Below are 25,475 nucleotides of genomic sequence, written 5' to 3'. Positions count from 1 at the left end.
TCACGCCCGGGCTGTCGGTGTGGGTCACGACGAGCGCCGGGTAGACCCCGGAGAACCGCACGTTGAAGCCGTTCACGCCGACAATCTCGATATTCCCGCCGCCGATGGACGTCCCGGTCATCACGAGCGCCGGTTCCGCCGCAGGCCGGTGCAGGCCGTTGCGCTCCGCGCCGATCGGCTCCGGCGGCTCTGCTCCGCTTCCCGCCGCCGCGGTCGAATCCGGGACCGGCGCAGCCCCCGACGGCCGATCGCCGCTGCCGCCAGTCCGCTGGTCGATACCGCCGGCCGTTGTCTCCGCAGCAGCGCCGCCGGCAATGCCGCCGGCCGAGTTCCCTCCGACTCCGGCTTGACCGCCCGCCGCTTCCAGCCGGAGCGCAGGCTCCCGGTCCGCCGCTGCGGAAGCTCCGACCGCTGCGGGCCCTCCTTCCGCGTGCGGCGGGTAGAGCACAATCTTCGCCGTGTTGGGGTGCGGATGCAGCCCCTTGCCGGGGATGAAGGCCACCTCCATGCCACCCTCCCGGGCGAGCTCCAGGGAGCGGGGCAGGCGGGCGTCGTCGGTGGCGAAATCGAGCAGGCCGCCGACGATCGCCATGTCGGTGCCATGCCCCTTATACGTATCGGCGAAGGAGCCGTAGAGCACGATCTCAGCCCGCGCCGGCAGCCGGTCTCGGCCGTACAACTGGCGGGCCGCCCGGCCGATCCGGGCCGCTCCCGCCGTGTGGGAGCTGGAAGGCCCGACCATGGCCGGTCCGATGATCGAGAACACGTCCTTGAATCGCATGGGTGGCCCTCTCTTTCCTGAAGAATAATCGTTTCGATCGGTGCATTCGATTTATTGTAGCATGGGAAGGGGACGGATAACAGCGGCGGATTTACGGAATGCTCTGAGACAAAATCGGGTGCGGGGGCAGCCCCCGTCTGGTATAGTTAGTAAAGGATTTCATCCCCGGCACAGGCAGCCTTCCGCGTGCGGAAAAGCGGCCGGAGGGCAGTTTCTTTTGGGAAGGAAGTTGGGTTCTGCCAATGGTCAACCTCATGCTCGTCGATGACGAAGAACATGTGCGGGAAGATTTGCTGAAGGAGATCGACTGGGAGGCGGCGGGCTTCCGTGTCGTCGGCTGCGCCGAGAACGGCCGCGAAGCGATGGAGCTGGCGGAACGGACCGTTCCCGATATCGTCGTGACGGACATCCGCATGCCTTTTATGGACGGGCTGCAGCTCGCCGAATGGCTGCGAAGCCGCCACCCGCTCACCCGGATCGTCATTCTGACCGGCTTCGACGAATTCGATTACGCCCAGAAGGCGATCCGCCTGCACATCGATGAATACGTGCTCAAGCCGTTTTCCGCCGCCGATCTCTTGCAAGCGTTGTCAAAGGTAAAGCTGCGGCTCGACGAGGAAATCGCCGCCCGCAAGAATGAGTTCCTGCTTCGCGAGCATTACCGGCGCAGCCTGCCCGTGCTTCGGGAGAGCTTCCTCGTCTCGCTCGTCACCCGCAGGCTGCGCCCCGCCGATGTCGCCGACCAAGCGCGGCAATACGGAATCGCTCTGTCCGGCCGGTCCTTCGTCGCCTCCGTGCTGCATGTGGAGGTTCCGGCTGCCGCCGCGGAGGATGCCCCGCACTCGCTGCGCGATTCCGGCGATCCCGAGCTGAAGCAGTTTGCCGTCTACAACATCGCCGAGGAGATTGCCGGACGCCGCGGCCTCGGCACCGTCTTCCTCCACAACGGGAAGGTGGCGATCATCACCGCCCTGGGCGAACCCGATCAACCCGCCGAGCTGCAGGAGGCGATGGATGCGCTGGAGGAAATCCGGCAGAGCGTCGCCAAATTTCTCAAGCTCACGCTGACGATCGGCGTCGGCACGGAGACGTCCGAGCCCGCCGACCTGAAATACTCTTATGACGACGCCGTGCTCGCGCTCGACTATCGGCTCATTCACGGCGCCGGCCGCGTCCTCTGGATCGGCGATATGGAGAAGCGCGAGGGAGAGCCGCTGCGCTTCGACGAATGGAAGGAAAGCGCGCTCACCCGCAGCCTGAAGGTCGGCACGCCGGACGAGATCGAGTCGGCCGTGGAGCAGGTGTTCAGCGGCTTCCCGGAGAGCGCCTCGTATGCGGAGCTGCAAATCTTCCACCTGGAGCTGCTGACGGCGATCATGAAGGCGGCCAAGGACGCCGGGGCTTCCCCGGACGAGGAAACGACGGCGGAGCTGATCCTGCCCTACGCGAAAATCCGCACCTTCGCCTCGATCGACGAGGCCAAGCAGTGGGTGACGGCGCTGTGCGTTCGTCTGCGCAGCAGCATTGCGAATGACCGGTTAAGCGCCCATAAGAACCTGGTGCAGGAGGCGATCCGGTATACGCGCGAGCACTTCCGCGATCCCGGCATCTCGATCGCCCGCCTGTGCGAGCATCTGCATATCAGCGCCGGCTATTTCAGCGCCATCTTCAAGAAGGAGACCAAGAGCACCTTCGTCGCCTTCCTGCTCCAGCTTCGGATGGAGGAAGCGGCGCGGCTGCTTCGCACGACCGACCTGCGCGCTTTTGAAATCTCCGAGCAGGTGGGCTACTCCGACCCGAATTACTTCAGCTTCTGCTTCAAGAAGCTGTTCAGCCTGTCTCCTAAGGAATACCGCAGCCGGGCGGGCGGAGACGGCGTATGAGAGCGCGGCTCCCCCTGCCGCTTCGCAGGCGGCTCGCCGCCTGGACCGAGCATTCCCGGTTTCGGAGCATCCCGTTTATCTTTACCGCCAGCCTGACGATTATCACCCTCACCTTCGTCGTTTTTGTGGGGGTGGTGTTGACCAATAAATTTTCCGATACGGCGGAGAAGAATGCCTACCTCAGCACCCAGCAGATCGTCGATCAGATCACCAACAACCTCGGTCAATACCTGGAGGCCTTGGAGGAAATCTTCGGGGCCGCCGAGAAGGAAATGGCCGCTTCTCCGTCGATCGCCGATGCCGGACTCACCGAGAAGCTGAACACCATCATCGGCACCCGGCGGGATATCGTCTCGCTCGCGCTGTTCACCAAGGACGGCGAGCTGGTCACTTCCCTTCCCTACACGTCGCTGCGCAAGAACACCGAGCTGACCGATCAGAGCTGGTTCGGCCTCGCCCTGGAGCATCCCGACCACCTCACCCTGACGCCGCCGCATATTCAGAATCTGTTCAAGGGCCAGTACCCCTGGGTCGTCTCCATGAGCAAGGGCTTTACCTTCAGCCAAAACGGCAAAGAGGTCAAAGGCGTCCTGCTGATCGACACCAATTTCAGCCGCATCGACGAGCTGTGCCGGAACATCGCACTCGGCCGCAAAGGGTATGTCTACCTGCTCGACGCCGTCGGCAACGTCGTCTACCACCCGCAGCAGCAATTGCTCTACCTCGGGCTCAAGAGCGAGAACATCGAGCAGGCGATCAACTATTCCTACGGCCGCTATACCGATACCCTCGACGGACATAAGCGGCTCATCACCATCTCTCCCGTCCGCGACACCGGCTGGAAGGTGGTCGGCGTGTCCTACCTGAACGAGGTGTTCACCGCAAGGCGGGAGCTCAGCGGCTATATCCTCGCCCTGTTCCTGCTGTTCGTCGCCCTCATACTCGCCATCTCGGCCTACCTGTCCGCCAAGATTACCAAGCCGATGAAGCGGCTCGAGAAGTCGATGCGGCTGGTGGAAAAGGGCGACCTCAACCAGAACGTCCATGTCGACGGCGCCTACGAGGTGGAGCAGCTGTCCGGCCGGTTCGGCACCATGCTCGGCCGCATCCGCGAGCTGCTGGCCCAGAACGCCCGCGATCAGGAGACCCGGCGGAAGAACGAGCTGGAGGTGCTGCAGGCGCAGATTAACCCGCACTTCCTGTACAACACGCTCAATTCCGTGGTGCGGATGGCCGGGAGCGGCCGCAACGACGAGGTCGTCACCACGATCACCTCGCTGTCGAAGTTCTTCCGCATCAGCCTGAGCAAGGGAAAGGCGGTCATCCCGCTGAGCGACGAGCTGGAGCATGTCCGGCATTACCTGATCATCCAGCAGCTTCGCTTCCGGGGAAAATTCGTGTTCGACATCCGCGCGGAGGAAGGCATCGAGGACGCGCTCACCTTGAAGCTGGTGCTTCAGCCGATTGCGGAAAATGCCATCCACCACGGCATCGAATACCTCACCGAGGAAGGCCGGATTCTCATCACCGCCGGGGCCGAGAAAGGGGACCTTGTGCTGCGCGTGAGCGACAACGGCGTCGGCATGGACGAGCAGCGGCTCGCCGAGGTGCGGGCCAGCACGGCGGAAAGCGCGACCGGCTCCGGCGTCGGCATCCGCAACGTCGCGGAACGCATCCAACTCGCCTACGGAAAAGCGTACGGCTTGGAGATCGAAAGCGAACGGGAGATCGGCACGACCGTGACTCTGCGAATGCCGCTCGTAAAGGAGGAGAACCCCGAATGATTCGGAATGCAACGCTTCGGCGCGCCTTAAAGCGGCTCTTCCCGTCCTTCATTCCCCGGCGCCTCCTTCCCGCCTTCGCTTCCGCCCGCCTCCTCCTTGCTCTCTTCGCCCTGGCGCTTCCGCTCACCGCCTGCACCGGCTTTTCCTTCTGGAAGCGGGAGGAAGCGCCCCCGCGGATCGCCTTGATCGCCAAATCGCAGCAGGGGGTCTATTGGAGCACGGTGCAGATGGGGGCGGAGGCCGCCGCCAAGGAATTCGGCGTCGAGCTGCAGGTGCTGGCGCCCGCCAAAAAAGAGGAGGTCAGCACCGCCGCCGATCAGCAGGCGCTCCTGCAGGAGGTCCTGCAGGGTACGGCACCGCCGCAGGCCTTGGTGCTGGCTCCGATCGGCTACGAGGAATGGAAGGAGCAGGCGGAGCAAGCCGTCCATGACGGCCGCTCCGTCCTGACCATCGACTCGGAGCTGGACAGCGACCAGGTGCAGAGCGTGATCGGCACCAACCAGTTCGAGGCCGGGCAAAAAGCCGCCCGAAAAATGCTCGAGCTCACCGGCAAGGAAGCGCGGATTGCCATCATCCGCTTTTCCCGCGAGGACCGCAACGCGATGGAGCGCAAGCGCGGCATCCTCGACGTGCTGGGCCGAATTCCCAGCGTTCAGGTCGTCGAGAAGAGCTTCGAGGAGACCGATTCGTCGGCGGGCGCGGAGAAGCTGACCCGCCGGGTGATGGAGCTGTACGGGCAGTTTGACGGGATTCTGGCACTGAACGCCATCGCCTCCACCGGCGTCGCCTCGGAGATCGAGCGGCAGAAGCTGGAGGGCCGTGTTAAGATCGTCACCTTCGACAACACCCCGGAGGAGCTGGAGCTTCTGCAGGCCGGGGTGATTCAGGCGACTGTGATCCAGAATCCGTTCACCATGGGGTACCTCGGCGTGAAGTACGCCCGGGAAGCGCTGAGCGGCAAGAAGATTCCCGCCAAGGTGGACACCGGGACGTATGTGATCGATTTGGAGAATATGTTCTGGAAGGAAAACCAGAAGCGGCTCTTCCCTTTCGTTCAATAGAGGCCGGAAGGCGCGGATGGCAAGGTCTGATGCGGAAAGCGGGGGATTGAGGATGAAACAGCCCATAGCGGGAATCGCGGCAGCGGCCCTCCTGATGACGCTGGGCGCGGGGTGCGCGGCGAAGAAGCCGGCCGCCGATGCGAGCCGCAGCACCATCGGCGTCGCGATCTACAAGGCGAGCGACACGTTCATGATCTGGGAGCGCGACGCCATCGTCAAGGCGGCCAAGAACAAAGCCAACGTCGACATCGTCGACAGCGAGAATTCCCAGGCCACCCAGAACGACAACATCGACCATTTTATCGAGAGCAAGGTAGACGCCCTCGCCATCAATCCGGTGGACCGGACCATGGCGGGCATGCTGATCGACAAGGCGAAGGCCGCCGACATTCCGGTGGTCTTCATGAACCGGGAGCCGCTGCCGGACGACATGAAGAAGTGGGATAAGGTCTACTATGTCGGCGCCAAGGCGGAGGAATCCGGCATGATGGAGGGCCAATTGATCGCCGACTATTGGAAGGCCCATCCCGAGGCGGACAAGAACCAGGACGGCGTGCTGCAATATGTCATGCTTCAGGGCGAGCCGGGGCACCAGGATGCGCAGCTGCGAACCAAATACGCCATTCAGGCGATCGAGGACGCGGGCATCCGGGTGGAAAAGGTCGCCCAGGACACGGCGCTTTGGGAGCGCTTGAAGGCCCAGGACAAGATGGCGGAGTTTCTGGCGAAGAGCGGCGACCGGATCGAGGCGGTGCTGGCCAACAACGACGACATGGCGCTCGGCGCAATCGACGCGCTGAAGGCGGCGGGGTACTTCAAGAAGGGCAAGTACATGCCCGTCGTCGGCGTGGATGCCGCGCCACCCGCGCGCAGCGCCTTGAAGGCGGGAACGCTGCTCGGGACGGTACTGAACGACGCCGTCAACCAGGGCATCGCCACCTTCAACCTGGCGCATGTGCTTGCCCAGGGCCAGCTTCCCACCAAGGCCAACACCGGCTACGACATCACGGACGGCAAGTACATCTGGATCTCCTACAAGAAAATCACCAGCGACAACCTGGACGAAGTCGAGTAAGCCGGAGCGGGATCGACCGCCGGGTGCCGCTAAATCGGCGGCGGACGCCTGGCAATTTGGCCCAATTCGGGTCGGCCTGCATCCGGCACCCGGTTTGAACCGGGTCCGGCATACGCGGCAAAGGTTGCGGCCCCCGGTTTTGCGGCTTGCCGTATGGCCGTACTGGTCCAGGAACGACGCCCGAGGCTCCCATAGAAAAAGGTTCCCCGCCGTCTTCTCGACGCGGGGAACCTTTTTGCCCGAACGTGGGGCGTCCGATTATTTCCGGTTGGCGATGAGGCCCGCCATCATGCTGTCCTTGGCCTCTTCGAGCGCGGGAAGCTCGGTCGTCAGGTAAGCTTCGATCTCGAAATACTGCAGAAGCGGGCCAACGTAGCGGAAAGCCTCTTCCGTCAACGCCTCGATCCGCGAAGGGATGACGGTTAAGCTCTCCATGACCGCAAGCAGGCTGTCCACCGTTTCCTGAACGATCTCCCGGCGGTTGCTGAGCGCCGCTTTGAGGATCTGCCCGCTCGTCTGATCGACGAGCATCATCAGCTTCGGGAACACCCCGCGTTCGCCCTCCATCAGGGGAATCGGCACATAGGAACAGTCGATCTCCCAGACGGCTTCGCGGCTCGTGATCGTCTTCTTCATCCGGGCGAGCCGGAGCTCGTCTACCCGGATGGCCACCTGCTCGTTCGACTCTTCCTCGGGAAGCTCCGGCAGCGAGCGCCACTCGTTCGTCCAAGCCTGTCCCTCGTCCGAAGGACAGCGGACCAGAATCTTCGTGGGATCGTCATGGAACAGCTCATCCGGCTTATTCCGGAACTCACCGGCGAGTGCCATGGTCTGCCGCAGAGCCAAGGTCAGGAATTCGGCCTGTGCGCCGGACAGCTCGGGGCTCGGAACGAAGCCCGGCTCATAGTAGAGGAATGCCGGCCAGGCTTTCTTGCCGCGGAACGTAAGGCCGAGCTCCTTGATCTTCTTGCGCTCCTCCGGGTACAAGTCCTCCCGGTCGTTCAACGCCATCAGCAGGCAGTGCTGAGTGAACAGCGGGTCTTCTTCGACCTCGCCGTTCAGCATATCCATCAGCACGCGAATTCCTTCCGTGCCGAGATAGACGGACAGGCCGAAGGCCTCGCCGCCGTTTCCGAGAATGCTGATATAACCCAGTCCGCCGTCAACGGGATTCTCGATCCCGAAGATATGCCCGTTGGTCAGCCATTCCCAGCTGGCCTGGTCCTTGAAGGCGGACGCCGCTTCGTATAAAGCGATCCATTGCTCTCTTGTCGGTTGCATGCAATCGGCAACTCCTGTTCTTCATAGGGAATAGCCTGATTGTCTCATGCACAGCGGGCAATGTCCAGTTTGCGGCCGCTCCCCGCGAGGACGCGCGGAGCGAAGGAGACCCGCTTAGAGCAGGGGCGTAACCTCGATGAGCGGCAATTTCTCCAGGATTTCATCCAGCGTGCAGACCTCGGTGCCCGGCTTGGTCGCCGTTATTGTACCCGCGGCCGAGGTCATGCGCGCGATGTCCTCCGGCGGAAGCTGCTTCATCAGGCCGTAAGCCAGAGCGGCCACCATCGAGTCCCCTGCCCCCACCGTGCTTTGCGGCTGAATGGGAAAAGGCCGGGCCCGAAAGGCCCGATCCGGTCCAACAAGCAGCGAGCCGTCTTCGCCCATGGACACCAGCACCAGCCGGATGCCCTCTCGGACGAGCGCCCGGGCCGCGTCCAGAATCTCCCCGTCCGTCCGAAGCGACTTGCCGGTGAGCCGTTCCAGCTCGGCCAGATTGGGCTTGAGCGCATAAGGCCGGGCGTTCACCCCGTGCACGAGAGCGGGACCATCCGCATCGAGAATGACCGGTACGGCCTTTTCCCGGGCTATGCCGATCAGCGTCCGGTATACATCCTCCGGCGCCCCCGGAGGCAGACTGCCCGCCAGCACCACCACGGCGGCATCCTCCAGCGCCGCACGGTATTCGTCCACCAGCCTCGCCAATAAGTCCGGCGCCACTTGAAAGCCCGGCTCGTTCAGCTCGGTGGTCACCCCGCTGCGCTCATCGACGAGCTTCAGGTTGGTCCGGGTCTCCCCCTCCGCTTCCAGGAAGCGATGAGCGAGGCCGAGGGCATCCAGCCTTTGCCTAATAATTTCTCCCGTACGCCCTGCCTGGAGTCCGAAAGCACAGATTTTCACGTCAAAGCTCTTCAGCGCCTTGGCGACATTGATTCCTTTGCCGCCCGCATCCAGCCGGATGGAGCGAATCCGGTTGGTACCGCCTATCTCGAAGCCGTCGACGCCGACGGTTTTGTCGAGCGCCGGGCTCAGCGTAACGGTCAAGATTTGCCTCATGCCTCTTCCCCCTTGCCTCTCTTGAAGACGTAAACGAAGATTCTTTCCGGACCAAATGACAAACCGATTATAAACGATCCTGAACGTTCCCGTCGATGGAGGCACCTCGCCGGAGAGAAGTCCGCACAACAAAACTCCCCGCGTTCGTCGATACCGAACACGGGGAGTGCGAAGAGGAGAAGCCGTCCTGGCGCTTATATATTTTCGGTGCGCAGGCCGTCGAGAATGTTCTCCTTGCGAACCTTGGAGCCCGAATACAGCATGGACGCGCCTACGATCACGAATACGGCGCCGATTCCGATCAGCACGCTGGTCCAGGGAATGCTGAAGACGAAGCTGAAGGTGCCCGACAGCGACTTGAACAAGAGCAGCATGACGACGAAGCTGATCGGCAAGCCATAGAGCAACGTCTTGATTCCATAGAAGAGGCTCTCGAAGCGAATCATCTTGTTGAAGCTCTTCGGCGTCATGCCGACCGAGCGCAGCATGGCGAATTCGCGCTTGCGCAGAGCGATGCTGGTCGAGATCGTGTTGAAGATATTGGCCGTGCTGATCGCCGTGATCAGGCTGACGAAGCCGTAGGCGAAGACGTTGATGATCTGCATCATCTGCCGGTCCGACTGGCGGCTCTTGTAGACATTCCAAGTGTAGATGTCGGTCCGCGATTCGGCGCTCTTCCATTTCTCGATGTCCGTCTGCAGTCCGATCGGATCGTCGCTTTTCAGGGACAGGGTGGGTTGAACGGAGTCAGGACCATAAGCGGCCTTCTCCATCGCCTTAAAAGCGGACAGCGGCAGTACGGCAAACACGGTGCGCGGTTCCTCATACTGGGTAACGCCGAGCGGAAGCTTGTCGGTTAAGCGAACCGCGGTCAGCGTGCCGACCGGTTCCTTCTTGAGCGGATCTCCCACTTCCACGGTCAGCGGCAGCGTGTCCCCTTCCTTCAGCTGGATGGTCTTCACCTTGACGAATTTGCCGTCCTTCTGCTGCCGGTATGTCGCGGTATCGACTACGATGGCCGACGGGGATTTCGCGTTCATGAGCGCCTCCGGGTTCACCCCGACCTCGTTGGCATAGCGGCGGAACGCCTCGTCGTTCAGGCTGATGATCTGGACATAATAAGGAAATTTGCCCGTTGGGGCCGTTTCACCCGAATTGGCCAGGTCCTGCTTCGCCCGCTCCGTTGCTTGGCCCGGAGCAACCAGCGTCCCGGCATCCAACCGGTACGTCACCGCGCTCTCCTTTACTTTGTCCATGGCGGCGATCTGGTTGAACAGTCCGAGCGTCTCTTCCGGCTTCAGTCCCTCCGTATAGAGACCGCCGTACGCATTTTCATTCGCCCGGTGGATCTGGATGTCGAAATTGTAATTGCTCTGGCTGATCTCGACCGACTTGTGCAGGTAGAAGGTAAACGTCGACACTGTCAGGAACAGCACGAGGCTGACGATCAGCGAGAAGACGGTCGCCCGGTAACGGCGCTTGTTGCGCTTGAGGTTCTTCAGCGCGATCTCTGCTTCGAAGCCGAATACCTTGCGGGTAAGACGAGATGTCTTTACCGCCTTGCCCGTCAAGCGGACGTCCTGCGACTGGCGAATCGCATCCATCGCCGAGATGCGCGAAGCGCGGCGAGCCGGGTTGTAGGTCGAGATAAGGATGGTGACGATCGAGATCGCCGCCGCCAGCAGCAGGGTAAGCGGTGAGACGACCAGCTCCAAGTCGACCGGTACACCCATGCCTGCCCGAATCAGCGGCTGGAGCAGCCGGAGGGTGATGCCCATCCCGGCAAGTCCCGCAGCAAGCCCGATCGGAATGCTGATCAGCCCGATGACTCCGCCTTCGAAGAACACCGATCGCTTCTTCTGCTTACGCGTGGCCCCGACGCTGGACAGCATGCCGAGCTGCCGGGAGCGCTCCGAGACCGAGATGGCAAAGGCGTTGTAGATCAAGGAAACCGACCCGACCAGAATGATCACCATAATGATTCCGAGGATCGAATAGAGCGTCTTCCTCAGGTTGTCTTCCTTCATGACGCCGTAATACCGAAGCAGATCGGTGTTATACTGGATTTTTTCCGTGATGCCAAGCTCCTTGCTCAGGTTCTCCGCATGAGTAAAGATCGACTTGGTCACCTTCTTCACGGCAACGGAGGCGTTGACCGTCTCCCCGGGCTTGAGCTTGGCGATGTCCAGGTAAGACATGGCCGTGTAACCGGGCGAATTGGCCGGTTCCCAGGGCGGCCGCTCGATCACCCCGACCACCGTGTAGGACCGGGACGAGATCGGCTTGAAGGTCTCGTTAGGCTCCGATTTCTCATTCCATTGCAGCGGTGTGTTCTGAGTAAGCCGGCTTCCCGCAGGCAGCTCCCCGGTAGCCTGCTCCAGGATGCGGTCACCGACCTCAAGCGTCAGCTTGTCGCCAATGGAGAATTTGACGCCCGAGCTCGGTTCAATGGCCTCGGAGATGACCAATTCCTCCGGAGTAGCCGGCAGCCGCCCTTCCTTCAGCTTGATTGGAAAATTCTCATAGCCGTTGCGGTCGTAGCCGCGCAGGAACAGATACGGACGGTCTACGTTCTGCGAGCCCGCCAGCTTGGCGTACCCGATATCCTGGCTGAACGAGGCGATGTCCGTATGCTTGTCCGCCTGGATGCCCTTGGCCTGTTCAGGCGAAACGGCCTTGTACAGCACATGCCAATTGCCCGATTCGGCCTTCGTTCCGCGCTGAAGGAAGTCCACGAAAGACGTGCCGAGGGAGGCGACGGCCGTGATCATCGCGACCGAGATGATGACTCCGAGCAGGGTGATCAGCGTCCGCCGCCGGTTCAGCTTGAGCTGGCGGACCGTCAGCCGATTGAGAACGTTCATCGGCGGATCACCTCGTCCTTCGCGATCCGGCCGTCGGCGATCGTGATGATCCGGTCGGCTTGCAAGGCGATGCGCTCGTCGTGGGTAATGACGATCAAGGTCTGGTTGTACTTCTTGTTAAACAGCCGCAAGAGCGTCATGATCTCTTCGCTGTTCTTGCTGTCCAGGTTGCCGGTCGGTTCGTCGGCCAGGACGATCGCCGGGTTGTTGATGAGCGCCCGGCCGATGGAGACGCGCTGCTGCTGGCCGCCCGACAGCTGATTGGGCAGATGTCCCAGCCGGTCCTGCAGGCTCAGGCTGGTGACGATTTCGTTCAGGAAATCCGGCACCACCTTCTGATGGTCGAGCAGGAGCGGAAGCGTGATGTTCTCTTCCACGTTCAGCACGGGAATCAGGTTGTAGAATTGGTAGATGAGGCCGATCTGCCGACGGCGGAAGATCGCCAGCTTGTCTTCGTTCAGGTTGTAGATATCGGTCTGATCGACAAACAGCTTGCCGGACGAGGGTCGGTCGACTCCGCCGAGCAGATGGAGCAATGTCGATTTGCCCGATCCCGACGGACCGATGATGGCGACGAACTGCCCTTTTTCAACCGAGAACGAGACGTCGTCCAGCGCCTTCACGGCGGTATCGCCGCTGCCGTATATTTTGGATAAGTGTTCAATGCGCAAAATTTCCATGGATCAAAGCCCTCCTGCTAATGGGATACCCTTACTTTACCGGCTGCAGGTGACTTTTCGGTGACGGCTTAAGTGACAATTTAGTCAGTTTCCCGCTTGTAAAAGCGTGCCGAGAACTCCGTTCCCCTTCCCGGATCGCTGCGGACCGTCAGCTCCGCCTGCTGATTGACCAGGATGGAACGGGCCATCGCCAGCCCGATGCCGACGCTGTCGCTCTTGGCCGTCTTCCCCCGGTAGAAGCGTTCAAACACGTGCGGCAGATCCTCGGGATCGATGCCTTCGCCGTTGTCGGCCACGCGAATCTCCGCATAGAGCGGGTTCTCGGTATACGCCAACCGGATTTGGCCGCCGCAGGGGGCGTGCTCGACCGCATTCTTGACCAGATTGACCAGCGCCTCCGTCGTCCAGTTCGGATCGGCGGCCACCGTGGCCTCCGGCGGGTCTCCTTCGATTCGGAGCTCCTGCTCCTTCAGCTCCATCGGGATGAGCAGGGGCTCGACGGCCTTCTCCAACAGCCGCCGGATGGGGATGCGTTCGCTACGGAAGACGACGGCCCCGGCGTCGATCTTGGACAGCTTCAGCAGCGAGGTGACCAGCCATTCGATGCGCTCCAACTGCGAGCGGATGCTGCGCAGGAAATCGCGCTTCTTGTCCTCGGCGAGGTTCGGCTTGCCGAGCAGCTCGGTCATGACGAGCATGGAGGTCAGCGGCGTCTTTAACTGATGGGAGATGTCGGACAGCGCGTCGGCCAGGTAGCGCTTGTCCTTGCGGAGAAGCTCGGCCTGCTCGGAGAGCATGAGCGTCATCTTGTAGATTTCGCTCTTCAGGATGCTGAGCTCTCCCTCGCGGGAATCGCGGATTTCCAGCTTATAATTGCCGGCGCGGATGGCGCGCAGGTCGAAGGACAGCCGGCGGATCGAGGCATACCGCCTCAGCGAGAATACCAGAGAGCAGCCCGTCAGCAGCAGACCGAGCGCGAGCGCGAGGCAGCCGCTCTCCGGGCCGATCCCATAGAAGCCTATGGCGGCGGCTCCTCCGGTTAGGAGCAGGGACACGAGCGGCAGCAGCACGAGTTCGAGGTTGCGGTCCATCGGTCACTCCCCCGCCCGGTAGCCGAGGCCGCGCACGGTCTGAATGAGGACCGGATTCCCCGGGTCCTCCTCCAGCTTCTCGCGCAGCCGCTTGATGTAGACCGTCAGCGTATTGTCGTTGACGAAATCCCCGGCGAGGTCCCAGATGCCCTCGAGCAATTGGGCGCGCGTCAGCACTTGTCCGGTGTGCGCGGCGAAGGTCAACAGCAGCCGGTATTCCAGGGGGGTCAGCAGGATTTCCTGGTCCTGCTTGTACACCTTGGCCTCCAGGGTATGGATGCGGACCGGTCCGAGCTGAAGCACGCTCTTGGCCGGACCGGCGCCGTTCTTGCTGTACCGCCGCATGACCGAATTGATCCGCGACAGCAGCTCGCGCAGCCGGAACGGCTTGGTGATGTAATCGTCCGCGCCCATATCGAGGCCCATCACAACGTTCACCTCATCGTCGTAAGCCGTAAGGAAGATGACAGGTATGTCAAAACGGGCCTTCACCTCGCGGCACAGCTCGTAACCGCTGCCATCGGGAAGCGTAAGGTCGAGCAGGATCAGATCGAAGGGCGGCTCCTTGCCTTCGGCGGCGGCCAGCGCCTCCCGGGCGGAGCGGAGCAGCGGGCATACGGTCACCGCATGGCCCTCCTGGCTGAGCGAATACTCCAGCCCGGCCGCAATGGTTTGGTCGTCTTCCACAAGCAGCAGCTTCATGGGAATGATATTCACCCCGTCTTATAAGAATGGGTTATGTCGTTCCCATTATACCCGTGTTTTGGGGGAGGGGGAAATTGGCGTGCTTTGGAACAACGTGGTGACGGCAGCTTAGCGCGGCGGTGATAGAGGAATTGGTTTCGTTTCTATGTTTCTGCTTTTTTCCAAAATAAAAGTTGCAAAGGAACGTACACCCATGTTAATAATAGGAATGTACGTTCTGTTTTTTTGAAAGTTTTCAACAATGCAGGAGCCGGGTGCTGGCTATGCAGCAATCTTTTATAGAGGTGAACAATAGTGAAAACCCGTCTTAATCATGTAAGAGTCAATGTTTCGGATATAAGTAAGGCCTTGAAATGGTATGAAGAGGTACTTGGTTTTGAAAACGATGGTGGATGGCCGCATGCCAATCCTACCTATTACGATTTCAAATTAGAAGAAGGGGCAAAGTTTGCAATCATGGAGGTTAAGGGGGAACGCTCGTACGGCCGATTTAACTTTGATGTAGAGAAAGTTGATGAACTTTGGGAATCTCTCAAAGGCAAGGTTGAAGTGGTTGAACCCTTGTTTGATACCCCGTGGGGAACACGCAAATTTACAATTAGAGATTTGGATGGGAACGAATTGGGGTTTGCGGGATAACACAGATGAACTAAATGAGCATAAGCTAGTTGAGTTCCCAATACTAGCAGTATAAAGAGGCAAACGTTCGATAAATGAAAGCGCTATTCTATTTATTGGGGAGCTGAAGTAGTGAAATTCATAGGGCCCATAATTCTGGTTGAGGATCTTGAGCGTTCAAGGGACTTTTATGAAAGAATCTTAAAGCAAAAGGTATTGATTGACTTCGGAGTAAATATATCTTTTGAAGGGGGCTTAGCTATTCATTTAAGTTCACACTATGATAAAGTTCACTTAAATAAAGGTGTCAGTAACATACTATATGGGTCAAATAGCGTGATCTTGAGTTTTGAGACGGAAGAGTTGGATGAAATTTATAGTGACCTCAAACAACTAAAGGTAGAATTTCTGCATGAAATTCAAGAGGCACCGTGGGGACAGCGGGGAATTACATTCTACGATCCAGATAATCATGTTGTGACTCTTGGTGAAGCAATGGAAAATGTAGTAAGCCGTCTCTATCACCAAGGATTTTCTTTAGATGAAGTGGTTAGAAAAACCGCCATGCCCAAGGAATTCGTAGAAAAAACAATACAGTTACATAATTGAGTTGGAAAAGCCGTTTTTTATTTCATTAGGATCGAGCATTGGATCCCGTGTTTGCAGGAGCGGGGAAATTTGGAATAGTCCGCCGTTGAATGGCAAAACAAAAACCCGGTTACGGAACCGGGTTTTCGCAGCATCGCTCGGTTAAAGCTTGTCCAGCAAGGTGGTCCAGGTCAGCTCAAGAACGGCCGTCATCCGGTGCGGCTCGGCGGATACAAAGGTCACTACCGCGTTCCGGTCGGGAAGCAGGACGACGTATTGCCCGTATAGGCCGTCCATCCGGCAGGAGCCGGGATACGCGTTCATCCACACCTGATACCCATACCCTTGATGGTGATCGTCCGTGGCAAAGGGCGGGTCGAAATCGGACGTCGCGATCCGTACGGACGTCGCTTGCTCGATGTACCCCGACGGAATCAGCGCTTCTCCCTTCCACCTGCCTTGATCCAGGATCAGCTGCCCGAAGCGGGACAAGTGCTCCGCCGTCAGATGCAGCCCGGAGAAGCCCTGGGGAACGCCTTTGGGACAAGTATCCCACCTCGGCTTCGGTATCCCCAGCTTCCGGAACACCCGGGGGTCCAGGTATTCGTCAAGGGGAACGCCCGTGGTCAGGCCGATGAGCTTGGAAAGCAGGTAGGTGGCCGAATTGTCATACGTAAACCGGGTTCCGGGCGCATAGACGAACGGTTCGCCGAAGAACAGACGCTCGATATCCCAACTCCGGCCTTCCGACCAATCCGCCTTTGTCACCGGGCATTCCGCATGGCCCGAGCCCATGCACAGCAAATCATGAACCGTGAGGGCGGCCACGTGTTCATCCCGAGCGGCAAGCTGCGCCGCCTCCGGAAAGAATTCAGTCAAGCGGCTGTCCAATCGAAAAGCCCCTTCTCCAATGGCTATACCAACCGCCATAGACGTGAACGTCTTGCTCACGGAGTACAAGAGCGCGGGCTGCTCCTCCTCGAAATCGTGCTTGCCGATCACATCCCCGCCCTGCCGGACCACGACGTTCCGAACCTGCAGCTGTTGCCGCCGGACGGACGCAACCAGATCATCCAAAAGAGTCTTCATCGTTTCACCTCTTCGGCTCGCCTCCGAGCCGCGCCTTTCCTCCTACGGGTTTACAGCGCCTTGTCGTCAATCCCGTTCAGCCAGCCCTCGATCTCTCCGATTACCGAATCGACGCAGCCGTCCTCGAAGGGCGAGATCAGCCCGGCGAGCTCGACGAGGCCCAGGAACGACCGGCTCCCGCCCGCCTTGCAGAGGGTCAGGTAATCGCTCCAGGCTTTGGCCCGGTCTTCCCCGGCCCGCTTCCAGAACTGGAAGGCGCAGATCTGCGCGAGGGTGTAATCGATATAGTAGAACGGCGTACGGTAGATATGCGCCTGCTTCTGCCAAAAGCCGCCCTGCTCCAGGTAGGCGTTGCCGTCATAGTCGCGCTGCGGCAGGTATTTCTGCTCGATATCGCGCCAAGCTCGGTTGCGTTCCGCCGGAGTCGCTTCCGGATGACGATAGACGTAATGCTGGAATTCGTCCACGGCCACGCCGTAGGGGATGAACTCCAGGCTGCTCTCCAGATGGGCGAAGCGATATTTGTCCGCTTCTTCTCCGAAGAATTGCTCCATCCACGGCCAAGCCAGGAACTCCATGCTCATCGAGTGAATCTCGCAGGCTTCGTAGGTCGGGAACTCGTACTCCGGAATCGGAATGGCCCGGCTCTGGTAGACCTGGAAGGCATGGCCTACTTCATGCGTCATCACGTCGATATCCTTCGAGGTCCCATTGAAGTTGGAGAAAATAAACGGCGACTCGTAGCCGCTGATGAACGTGCAATAGCCGCCGCCCCGCTTACCGGGCTTGCTGACCAGGTCCATCAGCTCGCGCTCCCGCATGAACGTGAAGAATTCGTTCGTCTCGGGCGACATCTCCCGGTACATCCGTTCCGCTCCGGCGACGATCCAGTCCGGGTCGCCCTTAGGAGCGGCATTGCCCGTTCGGAAGCTGACCGGCTCGTCGTACAGCTTCAGTCCGTCCAAGCCGATCCGCTCGGCCTGCCGCTTCCACAGCTTCTCGGCGGCGGGAACGATCCGCTCCAGCACCTGGCGGCGGAACCGCTCGACCATGCCGGCGTTGTAGTCCGTCCGCATCATCCGGTCGTACCCTAGCTCGACGAAGCTCGGGTAGCCCAGCTTCCCGGCGATCCGGGTCCGAATCTGCACCAGCTCGTCGAAGATTCGATCGAGCTCCGCCCCATGCTCCGCCATGAAGGCGTAGCGGGCGTCCGACGCGCGCTTGCGCACGTCGCGGTCCAGCGCTTCCTCGAAGGGAACGAGCTGGGAGAGATTCAGCGTCTGTCCGTCGAACTCGATCTGGGCCGACGCAATCAGCTTCGAATATTCCGTCGTCCGCTTGTTCTCGGCCTGCAGGTCCTCGATGATTGAGGGATGGAAGGTCTTCAGCGAGATTTCGGCGATGCGGAACAACTGTGTTCCCCATTCCTGTTCCAGCTCGCTGCGGTAAGGCGATTGAACCAAGGCCCGGTAATACTCCGTTATGTATTCCTCCAACACCGGGCCGGTCTCGTCCATGAACGCCTGCTCGGCTTCATAGAACTCGTCACGGGTGTCTATGGAATGGCGAATGCTTACCAGCGTCTGCATCGTGTCGAATTCGCTGCGCAGCCGGTTGATCGCGATGACCGCCTGCTTGCTCTCCTCGGGGGAGCCGGCGTTCTTCAATTCCTCCAGCAAGCGAACCATCGCCTGTATGAACGCCTCGGCGTCGGGCCGCTCGTACCGGTATTCGGAAAATTTCATGGACAGATCGACTTCCCTTCTCTATGCGATACTCTTATTATAATGGTATGGCAGGTATTTTGACATGGTAGAGAATCCTTGATAATGGAGCGCGCCGACCAAACAAATCAAGCAAGCAACCTTACGCCCACACGATGGGGTTCCCGGTATCGATGACGGCCTCTAGCAGTTTCCTCAATACTATCAAGGTGTACACATCATCTAGACATAGCGGGCGAACGACAACCTCGAGGAAGGCGGGATACTCCAATTCGTCCACGCCCCAGGTCTTCCAATTAAAGGTAGACCCCCCTGCTTGCTCTTGTCCGGTAGCCTTGTCGCGAAACACAGCGGTGACGGATTCCTTGCCATCCACCATGGTTCGAATGATCTCCTGGCTGAATGCCAGGGAACGAAACCAAACCTCGCCTTCCGGGCCGAGGATATTGAAGCCCTGTTCGTTCAGGATGTAGGTGTACTCCGCACCGGCGGAAAAGAACCAATTCTGGTTGCCGGTCAGAGCATCCCGATATTCCTTTCCCGTCGCCGGGTCGACCAGGAACACGCCTTCCACCTCTCCGAGCCGCGATTCCAAGCGCTCCAGGTCCTGCATGGCCGCCTCGGCCTGATCCGGGGTGAAGGAGGACCTCCATACGGCATCCAAGTGAGGAAACGTTCCCTTTCCGAGCCGGTCCATGATTCCGTTATAGAAGAGGTGTCCGCTCGCATTGTACACCCGGTCGCTGAAGTAATAGAAATCGGGATGCTCGCAGGCCGTTTCTCTCCAGGGGTCATAGAGCAAGGAACACCAGCCATCCGGAGCGGATTCATCCAAGTAGGGAAACCCCTGCTTCCACACCAGCAAGCTCTCGTCGAAGGGCGGCTTCTTCGCCTTGCCTTCCTTTACGCAATTGCAAGCGACATACGCATCCAGTCCCATGGGATTGCTCCTCTCCATTCGTTTCTAGATTTCCGGCCTGCGCCCGTTCCGAATGTCGTTGAGGAGGCGAATGATCTCGGCCATTCCCAACAGGACTAACGCAAGCGCGGCAAATCCCATCCATACTCCCCAGTAGAATCCGTACAAGCTCTCTCCCTTCAGGAAAAGCGGGTGCAGCCAGCCCGCAGCAAAAGCAAGGCCGGAAGCCCCCTTCAAGACAGCCGCGATGCGATTTCTCCGCGGGTCGCGGTAATCCAACTCATACGGCTTCAAATCGGGATTCATGGGCATGCCTCCTTCGTATCCGCCAAACGGGGTTCGTTCGAAGAAAAACCCGAAAGAGCTCTTCACGAAAGCAGCTTCTTTCGAGCTTTGGTGTCTCTCTATCGGACTCCAGGAAGAGCCTTCAGGTCGATGCCGTATTAGCATTCTTCCCCCGGGAATGCCCCTTTCTTTGCTGCTGTTTTTCAAAGGTTTGTTCTAAAATGATTTACCCATATCTTAGCACTTCCGGAAAAATAGGTCTATAGAATCAAATGATATGAGCAGACAGATCCCATTGACGTAAATTAAACGAGGCCCCAGTCGCTGAACTAGAATGTAAAAAACTATTTTTTTCAGCAAAAAAGCCCGAAAGGCCTCCCCTAAGGGATTTCTTTCGGGCTTGTTTCAGGTTTGTTTGGACTCGGCCGGTTCAAGGAAGGACGTTTAATCCTTCTTCAAGGCTTCGGTCAAGAATTTCTCCAACGCCGTCACGTCCGTGATGTTGCGGTTGCAGGTTTCGCTGTCCAAGCACATGTACTGGCCGATCGCCTTGTAATAATCCAGCGAGGCATTCGCCGGCCGCGATTTGGCGACCGTTGTGAACAGCGCGACGTCCTCCACGCGGTTGCAGATGAAGCAGACGCCTTTCTTCGCCGGGGTAAACCGGCCTTCGACGCCCGCAGGCTCTCCGTTCAGCGGGTAGACCAGGAACATCCGCCCGGCGGCGATGTCCGTCCAGCCCAAATACGTCAGCTTCCGCAGATCGATGGCAGCGAGGTCCGGGACTTTTAATTTTTTGATTTTCGGATACAGCTTGGCGATACGCTTCTCCGAGACGTCCAAGTGCGCGATCCGGTACCGGTCGAGCGTTTGCAGATAGTGCTGGAATTCCTCGGATTGGGTGAGCGAGGCAAAGCCGTTTAAGATATCTCTCTGCGGTTCCGTCGCATCGGCAAAGGTCTCCTGGACCCAAGCTAGCGCGCTCTGACGAACCGATTCGACGATTCTCGGGTCGGATACCGTGCTGGCGGCCCGCTGCAAAGCGGTTACCTGCTTGGAGAGGGCATTAAAATCGTGATTGCGGATGAAGGGTTCAACCATGGTTCTCAGCTCCTTATATGAATGGTTCATTCATCAGGCGCAAAGCCATGGCAGAAGCGACCGCTTCTTCCAAGGGGCGATCGTACGTTCAACGATCCGCCCATGCAAAGGATCGCCCTGCGGTCAGGCTTTGCATGAGCCGCTTTGTGTTCCGGCAAAATGATTTGCCATGTGTACCAACCACCTTTCCCCTCCATTATAGCCCCTTGATTCGCACGGCCGCAAATCCAATCTCCGGTATAATCATTTTGGCACGGCGGGAGCCAGTGAGGCCTTCCAATCCGCTTCGAATTGTCCTAATCCGATTCCATAGATGGACTCAAAATGGTCCGGCCGCTCGATGAGACGGGCCAGCCGAGCGTAGCCGTAGGTGCGAATGATATAGTCCACGATCAGAAAAGACCACGCATAGCCTCCTTGATTGCCAAACGCCACGGAGTCTTGGGCCAGGTCCTTCAAGCTCGGAATGTCCTCCATCGAAACGGATAGCGACTCTTTTGTAAATTGCCCGGCTTCATAGGTGGCAATCCCCTCATGAAGCCAAAGCGGAAACTGTCGCGGACGCTTGGTTGACCGATGAACCAGTACATGAGTCAATTCATGGGTTAGGGTCACCAACAGGTGTTCAGGCGGATGAACGCAGTCCATGCAGCCGGGAGATACCATATAAACGCCGCGACGATTGCCGTGCCCCACTACCCAATCCGGGTAATTCAATGAACCCAGCGCTTGGAGGTGATACTCGGCGACACTGGAATACAGAATCACCGTGATGGGGGCACCCGGTGGTGTCTGAAGATTAGCCGAGATGCGGGCGCAATCGTCCTCCAGCCTTTGCATCACCGAATCCAGGAGGTCAGGGGGCTCCCCTGGCGCCGCATACAACCGGATCGAGCGGCTCTCCCGGGAAGGCTTGTCGCCTTTCAACCGGAAGTGGAGCCCTCCCTTTCGTCCAACCCGCATACCGTTCCTCCTTCTCCACCGGCTTTTCGAATCATGATCCAGCAGTCCCGCCATTCGCCTTCGTGCCATTCATGACGCAGGAGCAGGGATTTTTTGACGAACCCCGCCTTCTCGTAAGCCCGGATTGCCCGTGTGTTCCAGGCTTGCGGGTCCAGGACGACGCCATCCGCCCGTTCATGCCCGATCAGATAATCGGCCGTCGCAGCTACCAGTGCGGAGCCGATTCCCCGGTTCCAAAACGCAGGTTCCCCGATAAACTGGTCCATACCATAGATCCGGCCCGGCTCGTCCGCGCAGCCGTACTCCTCTTTGCCCGCTTCATCCAGGAGGTAATATTGAAGGAAGCCGATGTCCTTCTCTTGATACCGAATCATGCAGGAGGCGATTCCTTCCCGATCCTCATAAAAATGCTTCCAAACCAACTCCCGGTCATGCGGACGGTCCCGCCCTTCGTAATACTCCAGCACGCGGGGATCGGACAGCCAAGCTTCCAGCAGGCCAGCGTCCTCTGTCTCCAAACGGCGCAGCGTCAGTTCGTCGTTCAAGCGAATGTTCAAAAAAAGTCCTCCTAACCGCGAGAATAACCTTCATGGCCCTATCCATTCCTGCCGATGCTCCCGCACCCACTCGTTCATCCGTTTGATCGCGCTTGCCGCCAGCTCTTGATACCGCCGGTACCGTTCCTCGGCTTCCAACCGGACGCGCTCGTCCGCCAATGCTTTTAAATCCGCGACTCCTGGCTCGTCCGATTTTCGCGGAAGGCGCTTGATCCAGTGTTCCAGTTCATCCAGATCATCCGCCAGCGCCGATTCGCCCAGGAACCGCAGCCCCGTCCTGATCCCGTCCCAGGCTTTCAGCTCCAGCACATGGTAGCCGGTGAACCAGAAGAAGCCCTCGAGGGTATCCGTATGGTTGTGATAAGAGTAGAACAGGAACAACGCTTTTTGCCCCGGGGACAAAGACCGGTACATCTCGTTTTTGACAGATTGGGACTTGCCTCTGACCTGGAGCAAAAAGGGCTTCACGCAAAGCCAGCTCGCTTCCGCAGATTGAAGCTCTTCTTCCGTGAGGGAAATTTTCATCCGATTCCTCCTATGTTTAAGTTCGTCTCGGCTCTTCCGTCGAAAGCTGCCACCTCCGCTGGGAATAAACCAACCAGCGATCGGACTCTTTAATCTGTCCCTTTCGCTCGAACATCTGATCCATATCCGTGTAGAATCCGATGGTAGTCAGAGGCAATTGAATTTGTGTGCGGCTCAACCGGGCTTTGGCAAAATCGATCACCCATCCGTCAGCGGCAGTTTGCACCAACGCATCGGCCAGATTCACCGGCAAATCCGCGCAGTCCCTTTTGTACAGGTTGCGAAGCTTGAAGGGAATGCATCGCGCCAGCATCCCGGCGTAATCCTCAACCCGGGCTACATAGAGCTTATTGAACCAACCGTCGTCATGGGCATAGTAAGCGAACCTCTCCATGGGAATGCCATTCAGCGGCTTGGCCAGATGGCCGAAAAAGAGCAGCTGCGCGACTTGAGAGTCGTTCAATTGGTCCAAGTCCTCTTCCCGGCGTATATCCACCCAGCAAAAGTCCCCATACCCATATACGTTATCTTCCAGCAGCTCGGGTAGTTCCTGCTTCGTAACATAATCCAATCGGGTATGCCGATTCCATTGGGCATCGCCAAACTGGTGCTTCAATAAGATCAGGTTCTCCGGCCTGCTGTGAACACAGGCTATAAACTCGTGAAACTCGATTCCGTAAGAGTAAAAGCCATCCATTTCCTCTTGGCAGCGGCAGAGATAGAGACAATCTCTTGATTTTGGCTTGCTTTTCATAGTCGGTCCTCTCATTTGTCGATGAATCGTCGCCTAGCCATTCATAACCATGGGTCGTGTATTCCCCGAGATTCGCCGAACCCGACTTCCCTTGCATCCGACTTCCTCGGAGTTAAAGCCATCTGACGACTCTCCCCGGCGAGATTGGGATTTCATGCGCACGCGCCCACTGCTTCAATTCATTCGTACTCCTGTCCTCTTCACCGGCGAACCGAAAATGCAGCCCTGCCGGAATCATCCTCCGGCCGCGAAGCTTGATGCCGATGCTCGACAGGAAGTATCCGTCCAGGAGGATTCGGTCGATCTGGTCGATCGGAATGTCCCGGCCGCGGATGGTCAGGCCTTGTTCGGAAAGCTCCAACTCCGGGTTTGATATTCTCAACAGCCGAAATCCTTGAACCCCGGTAAGTCCGAGCATGAAGGCGATGACAAACCATTGGAATAGAAGAAGCCAACGGGAAGACGATACCAACCCCGATAGGACGCTCCCCAGCATCAACAGCACGATCAGAATCTGGCCTCCCAGTTGGATCGGCATCATACGAGGCCAGCGAATTGCATACCCCTTGGTCGTCATTTCCCCAGTTCCCCTCCATAGAAATCGCCGTATGACGCATTCTTCTTCATCTTAGCATGTTTCCGTCGCCCCGATAACAAAAAAAGGAAGGGGTCCTGCCATCCGGCATTCCCTCCTTCCTCTTCAAAACAGCAAGCCCGCCTCCATCATCAATCGTTCAGCCACCAGTCGAGCAGAGACGGCCACCATTCCGCTTTGCGCCGAATCACATCGGCGTGATCCGCTTGAGGCGCGGGCACATAGACGAGCTCGATCCGGTCGGCGGATTCCCCGGAGAGCCGGCCCAGCTCTCGCTTGAACCGCTCCGCGTTCTCCGGCGGGATGTGCCGGTCTTCCGCTCCCAGCGTCAGCCGCATGGGCGGACCGTCCACGTATCGGTCCAGATGGGTGATGGGATTGAACCGATCGTAGAAGGCTTGCGCTTCCTCGTCCGGGGCGCCCGGGTCCATCACCGGCGCTTCCGACGAAATCTCGCGCATGCCCGGGCGGAGCCAATCGGGCGTCGTGATGATCGGCGCTGCGCGGACAATTCGCCTATCGACGCCCGCCGCCGCGATGGTGATGTCGCCGCCCATCGAGATACCGCCCATCCGCACCTGCTCGGAGACGCCGAGGGCGGTCACCGCCCAATCGATCACCGCCGAGGTGTCGAGCACGGTCTGGCCGAGCACCTTCCAGCCCTCCCGGCGCATGTTGCCGAACACCCGGCTAACCAGGTCGTCCCGGGCCTCGGTTCCCCGCTCGCCGTGCCCCGCGTTGTCGAAGGCCAACGCGACGTAGCCCCGCTCGGCGATGTCCTTCAAGAACTCCGCTTGCTTTTCCTTCGTTCCGCCGAGCCCGGTCAAGAAGATCGCCAGCTTGCGCTCCGCCTTCGCCGGGACGGACTCCGGTTCCCGATAGAGGACCGGGATCGGGCCTGCCCAAGCTTTGGTCAGCGCGATTTCCCCGATCCGCACCGTCTCCGTGTTTTCCTTCCGATTCATCCACATCCCCCGTTCAACTATCCTGTTCCTCCGCTCAAGCCAGCGGCTTGCTCATCATGTAATCCGTGACATGAAAGCCGCTCTTCTCATACAGCCGGAAGGCCCGGTTATTGTGGCCGAAGACGTGCAGCGAGAGCTGTGCCGCTCCGAGTTCCTTCGCTTTGACATCCAAAGCCGCCATCGCCGCCTTGCCGTAGCCCTGTCCCTGGAAGGGAGTTTCGATGAGAAAATCATAGATATATAACGTTTTTCCCGCCGGGCTGTCCATCTCATGCAGCCAATAATGGCCGACCTTCACGCCGCTCTCCCCGTCCACGATCCGGTAAAGCAGCGCCTTCGGCGTGGCAAGCCCGTCCGGCAGCAGACTGTGGAAGCTCTCCTCGGACAGGCGAAGCGCCTCTTCTTCCTTCCACGTTCCGGCGCGGACCTTTTCCTTGGCGTATTCCTCAATCGAATAACGCAGATACCCGTCATATTCCTCTTCCGTCATGGGCTCCAACCGGACCATCTTCCCGCTTCCTTTCGAGTGGAATC

The 25,475-nt window shown here is 59.1% G+C and carries 24 protein-coding genes and 1 pseudogene; 6 read left to right on the top strand and 19 right to left on the bottom strand.

Translation table 11 applies throughout. From position 1 onward, the window contains the following. Window positions 1-442 precede the first annotated feature (442 nt). Window positions 443-781: pseudogene (locus ACSEXS_RS02595) on the bottom strand (serine dehydratase beta chain); the annotation flags it as partial. Between the two features lie 242 nt (window positions 782-1,023). Here ACSEXS_RS02595 and ACSEXS_RS02590 point away from each other — a divergent pair. The 4 genes from ACSEXS_RS02590 to ACSEXS_RS02575 all read left to right on the top strand — a co-directional run bounded on the left by ACSEXS_RS02590 (window position 1,024) and on the right by ACSEXS_RS02575 (window position 6,584). Next, a complete protein-coding gene (locus ACSEXS_RS02590) occupies window positions 1,024-2,664 on the top strand; it encodes a response regulator (protein WP_438431625.1) in 1,641 nt (546 codons plus the stop codon). After that, complete coding sequence (locus ACSEXS_RS02585; protein WP_438431624.1) at window positions 2,661-4,448, top strand: cache domain-containing sensor histidine kinase; 1,788 nt, start codon at window positions 2,661-2,663, stop codon at window positions 4,446-4,448. Before ACSEXS_RS02590 ends, ACSEXS_RS02585 begins: the two co-directional genes overlap by 4 nt. Then, window positions 4,445-5,509, top strand: coding sequence for a substrate-binding domain-containing protein (locus ACSEXS_RS02580; RefSeq protein WP_438431623.1), 1,065 nt, complete (start codon window positions 4,445-4,447; stop codon window positions 5,507-5,509). The genes ACSEXS_RS02585 and ACSEXS_RS02580 overlap by 4 nt, the downstream gene beginning before the upstream one ends. 94 nt (window positions 5,510-5,603) lie before the next feature. After that, on the top strand, window positions 5,604-6,584 hold the full coding sequence (locus tag ACSEXS_RS02575; RefSeq protein ID WP_438433063.1) for a galactose ABC transporter substrate-binding protein: 981 nt from the start codon (window positions 5,604-5,606) through the stop codon (window positions 6,582-6,584). 258 nt (window positions 6,585-6,842) lie between these two features. Here ACSEXS_RS02575 and ACSEXS_RS02570 read toward each other — a convergent pair whose 3' ends face one another. From ACSEXS_RS02570 to ACSEXS_RS02545, 6 genes are all read right to left on the bottom strand, one after another. Further along, a complete protein-coding gene (locus ACSEXS_RS02570; RefSeq protein WP_438431622.1) occupies window positions 6,843-7,865 on the bottom strand; it encodes a DUF7309 domain-containing protein in 1,023 nt (340 codons plus the stop codon). A 114-nt stretch (window positions 7,866-7,979) separates the two neighbouring features. Beyond that, complete coding sequence (pfkB, locus tag ACSEXS_RS02565; RefSeq protein ID WP_438431621.1) at window positions 7,980-8,918, bottom strand: 1-phosphofructokinase; 939 nt, start codon at window positions 8,916-8,918, stop codon at window positions 7,980-7,982. Window positions 8,919-9,112: 194 nt separating this feature from the next. Beyond that, window positions 9,113-11,782, bottom strand: coding sequence for an ABC transporter permease (locus ACSEXS_RS02560; RefSeq protein WP_438431620.1), 2,670 nt, complete (start codon window positions 11,780-11,782; stop codon window positions 9,113-9,115). After that, on the bottom strand, window positions 11,779-12,462 hold the full coding sequence (locus tag ACSEXS_RS02555; protein ID WP_438431619.1) for an ABC transporter ATP-binding protein: 684 nt from the start codon (window positions 12,460-12,462) through the stop codon (window positions 11,779-11,781). Before ACSEXS_RS02555 ends, ACSEXS_RS02560 begins: the two co-directional genes overlap by 4 nt. Window positions 12,463-12,542: 80 nt before the next feature. Beyond that, entirely contained in the window at window positions 12,543-13,553 is a 1,011-nt protein-coding gene (locus ACSEXS_RS02550; protein WP_438431618.1) for a sensor histidine kinase, read from the bottom strand. Window positions 13,554-13,556: 3 nt separating this feature from the next. Beyond that, window positions 13,557-14,255, bottom strand: a complete 699-nt coding sequence (locus tag ACSEXS_RS02545; protein WP_438431617.1) for a response regulator transcription factor — start codon at window positions 14,253-14,255, stop codon at window positions 13,557-13,559. Window positions 14,256-14,552: 297 nt separating this feature from the next. Between ACSEXS_RS02545 and ACSEXS_RS02540 the strand changes: the two genes are divergently transcribed. Next, entirely contained in the window at window positions 14,553-14,897 is a 345-nt protein-coding gene (locus ACSEXS_RS02540; RefSeq protein ID WP_438431616.1) for a VOC family protein, read from the top strand. A 111-nt stretch (window positions 14,898-15,008) separates the two neighbouring features. After that, complete coding sequence (locus ACSEXS_RS02535; protein ID WP_438431615.1) at window positions 15,009-15,485, top strand: VOC family protein; 477 nt, start codon at window positions 15,009-15,011, stop codon at window positions 15,483-15,485. Between the two features lie 141 nt (window positions 15,486-15,626). On the opposite strand, the gene ACSEXS_RS02530 is transcribed toward ACSEXS_RS02535, so the two are convergent. From ACSEXS_RS02530 to ACSEXS_RS02475, 12 genes are all read right to left on the bottom strand, one after another. Beyond that, entirely contained in the window at window positions 15,627-16,553 is a 927-nt protein-coding gene (locus tag ACSEXS_RS02530; protein ID WP_438431614.1) for a serine hydrolase domain-containing protein, read from the bottom strand. Window positions 16,554-16,603: 50 nt separating this feature from the next. Continuing rightward, complete coding sequence (locus ACSEXS_RS02525) at window positions 16,604-18,298, bottom strand: M3 family oligoendopeptidase (RefSeq protein ID WP_438431613.1); 1,695 nt, start codon at window positions 18,296-18,298, stop codon at window positions 16,604-16,606. Between the two features lie 121 nt (window positions 18,299-18,419). Continuing rightward, window positions 18,420-19,217, bottom strand: coding sequence for a hypothetical protein (locus ACSEXS_RS02520; RefSeq protein ID WP_438431612.1), 798 nt, complete (start codon window positions 19,215-19,217; stop codon window positions 18,420-18,422). A 24-nt stretch (window positions 19,218-19,241) separates the two neighbouring features. Next, window positions 19,242-19,502 (bottom strand): hypothetical protein, encoded by a 261-nt coding sequence (locus tag ACSEXS_RS02515; RefSeq protein ID WP_438431611.1) that lies wholly within the window; start codon window positions 19,500-19,502, stop codon window positions 19,242-19,244. A 423-nt stretch (window positions 19,503-19,925) separates the two neighbouring features. Then, the gene (locus ACSEXS_RS02510) at window positions 19,926-20,582 is read right to left on the bottom strand and encodes a FusB/FusC family EF-G-binding protein (RefSeq protein ID WP_438431610.1); all 657 of its coding nucleotides are present in this window, start codon (window positions 20,580-20,582) and stop codon (window positions 19,926-19,928) included. Window positions 20,583-20,825: 243 nt separating this feature from the next. After that, entirely contained in the window at window positions 20,826-21,545 is a 720-nt protein-coding gene (locus ACSEXS_RS02505) for a peptidase MA family metallohydrolase (RefSeq protein ID WP_438431609.1), read from the bottom strand. After that, complete coding sequence (locus ACSEXS_RS02500; protein ID WP_438431608.1) at window positions 21,506-22,102, bottom strand: GNAT family N-acetyltransferase; 597 nt, start codon at window positions 22,100-22,102, stop codon at window positions 21,506-21,508. The genes ACSEXS_RS02505 and ACSEXS_RS02500 overlap by 40 nt, the downstream gene beginning before the upstream one ends. Before the next feature lie 30 nt (window positions 22,103-22,132). After that, entirely contained in the window at window positions 22,133-22,627 is a 495-nt protein-coding gene (locus ACSEXS_RS02495; RefSeq protein ID WP_438431607.1) for a hypothetical protein, read from the bottom strand. A 16-nt stretch (window positions 22,628-22,643) separates the two neighbouring features. After that, window positions 22,644-23,381: a hypothetical protein gene (locus ACSEXS_RS02490; protein ID WP_438431606.1), complete on the bottom strand. Its 738-nt coding sequence runs from the start codon at window positions 23,379-23,381 to the stop codon at window positions 22,644-22,646. A gap of 112 nt (window positions 23,382-23,493) precedes the next feature. Further along, complete coding sequence (locus tag ACSEXS_RS02485) at window positions 23,494-23,958, bottom strand: hypothetical protein (RefSeq protein WP_438431605.1); 465 nt, start codon at window positions 23,956-23,958, stop codon at window positions 23,494-23,496. Window positions 23,959-24,107: 149 nt separating this feature from the next. Next, window positions 24,108-24,941 (bottom strand): alpha/beta hydrolase, encoded by an 834-nt coding sequence (locus tag ACSEXS_RS02480; protein WP_438431604.1) that lies wholly within the window; start codon window positions 24,939-24,941, stop codon window positions 24,108-24,110. 34 nt (window positions 24,942-24,975) lie between these two features. Continuing rightward, window positions 24,976-25,449: a GNAT family N-acetyltransferase gene (locus ACSEXS_RS02475; RefSeq protein WP_438431603.1), complete on the bottom strand. Its 474-nt coding sequence runs from the start codon at window positions 25,447-25,449 to the stop codon at window positions 24,976-24,978. Window positions 25,450-25,475 lie beyond the last annotated feature (26 nt).

The sequence above is a fragment of the Gorillibacterium terrae genome, assembly GCF_051594785.1.
GTDB lineage: Bacteria > Bacillota > Bacilli > Paenibacillales > NBRC-103111 > Gorillibacterium.
This window is presented reverse-complemented; position numbering and strand designations above follow the sequence as displayed.

Coding starts and splice junctions, on each gene's coding strand:
- ACSEXS_RS02590 (WP_438431625.1), top strand. CDS start 1,024: ATGGTCAACCTCATGCTCGTCGATGACGAAGAACATGTGCGGGAAGAT.
- ACSEXS_RS02585 (WP_438431624.1), top strand. CDS start 2,661: ATGAGAGCGCGGCTCCCCCTGCCGCTTCGCAGGCGGCTCGCCGCCTGG.
- ACSEXS_RS02580 (WP_438431623.1), top strand. CDS start 4,445: ATGATTCGGAATGCAACGCTTCGGCGCGCCTTAAAGCGGCTCTTCCCG.
- ACSEXS_RS02575 (WP_438433063.1), top strand. CDS start 5,604: ATGACGCTGGGCGCGGGGTGCGCGGCGAAGAAGCCGGCCGCCGATGCG.
- ACSEXS_RS02570 (WP_438431622.1), bottom strand. CDS start 7,865: ATGCAACCGACAAGAGAGCAATGGATCGCTTTATACGAAGCGGCGTCC.
- pfkB (WP_438431621.1), bottom strand. CDS start 8,918: ATGAGGCAAATCTTGACCGTTACGCTGAGCCCGGCGCTCGACAAAACC.
- ACSEXS_RS02560 (WP_438431620.1), bottom strand. CDS start 11,782: ATGAACGTTCTCAATCGGCTGACGGTCCGCCAGCTCAAGCTGAACCGG.
- ACSEXS_RS02555 (WP_438431619.1), bottom strand. CDS start 12,462: ATGGAAATTTTGCGCATTGAACACTTATCCAAAATATACGGCAGCGGC.
- ACSEXS_RS02550 (WP_438431618.1), bottom strand. CDS start 13,553: ATGGACCGCAACCTCGAACTCGTGCTGCTGCCGCTCGTGTCCCTGCTC.
- ACSEXS_RS02545 (WP_438431617.1), bottom strand. CDS start 14,255: ATGAAGCTGCTGCTTGTGGAAGACGACCAAACCATTGCGGCCGGGCTG.
- ACSEXS_RS02530 (WP_438431614.1), bottom strand. CDS start 16,553: ATGAAGACTCTTTTGGATGATCTGGTTGCGTCCGTCCGGCGGCAACAG.
- ACSEXS_RS02525 (WP_438431613.1), bottom strand. CDS start 18,298: ATGAAATTTTCCGAATACCGGTACGAGCGGCCCGACGCCGAGGCGTTC.
- ACSEXS_RS02520 (WP_438431612.1), bottom strand. CDS start 19,217: ATGGGACTGGATGCGTATGTCGCTTGCAATTGCGTAAAGGAAGGCAAG.
- ACSEXS_RS02515 (WP_438431611.1), bottom strand. CDS start 19,502: ATGAATCCCGATTTGAAGCCGTATGAGTTGGATTACCGCGACCCGCGG.
- ACSEXS_RS02510 (WP_438431610.1), bottom strand. CDS start 20,582: ATGGTTGAACCCTTCATCCGCAATCACGATTTTAATGCCCTCTCCAAG.
- ACSEXS_RS02505 (WP_438431609.1), bottom strand. CDS start 21,545: ATGCGGGTTGGACGAAAGGGAGGGCTCCACTTCCGGTTGAAAGGCGAC.
- ACSEXS_RS02495 (WP_438431607.1), bottom strand. CDS start 22,627: ATGAAAATTTCCCTCACGGAAGAAGAGCTTCAATCTGCGGAAGCGAGC.
- ACSEXS_RS02490 (WP_438431606.1), bottom strand. CDS start 23,381: ATGAAAAGCAAGCCAAAATCAAGAGATTGTCTCTATCTCTGCCGCTGC.
- ACSEXS_RS02485 (WP_438431605.1), bottom strand. CDS start 23,958: ATGACGACCAAGGGGTATGCAATTCGCTGGCCTCGTATGATGCCGATC.
- ACSEXS_RS02480 (WP_438431604.1), bottom strand. CDS start 24,941: ATGAATCGGAAGGAAAACACGGAGACGGTGCGGATCGGGGAAATCGCG.
- ACSEXS_RS02475 (WP_438431603.1), bottom strand. CDS start 25,449: ATGGTCCGGTTGGAGCCCATGACGGAAGAGGAATATGACGGGTATCTG.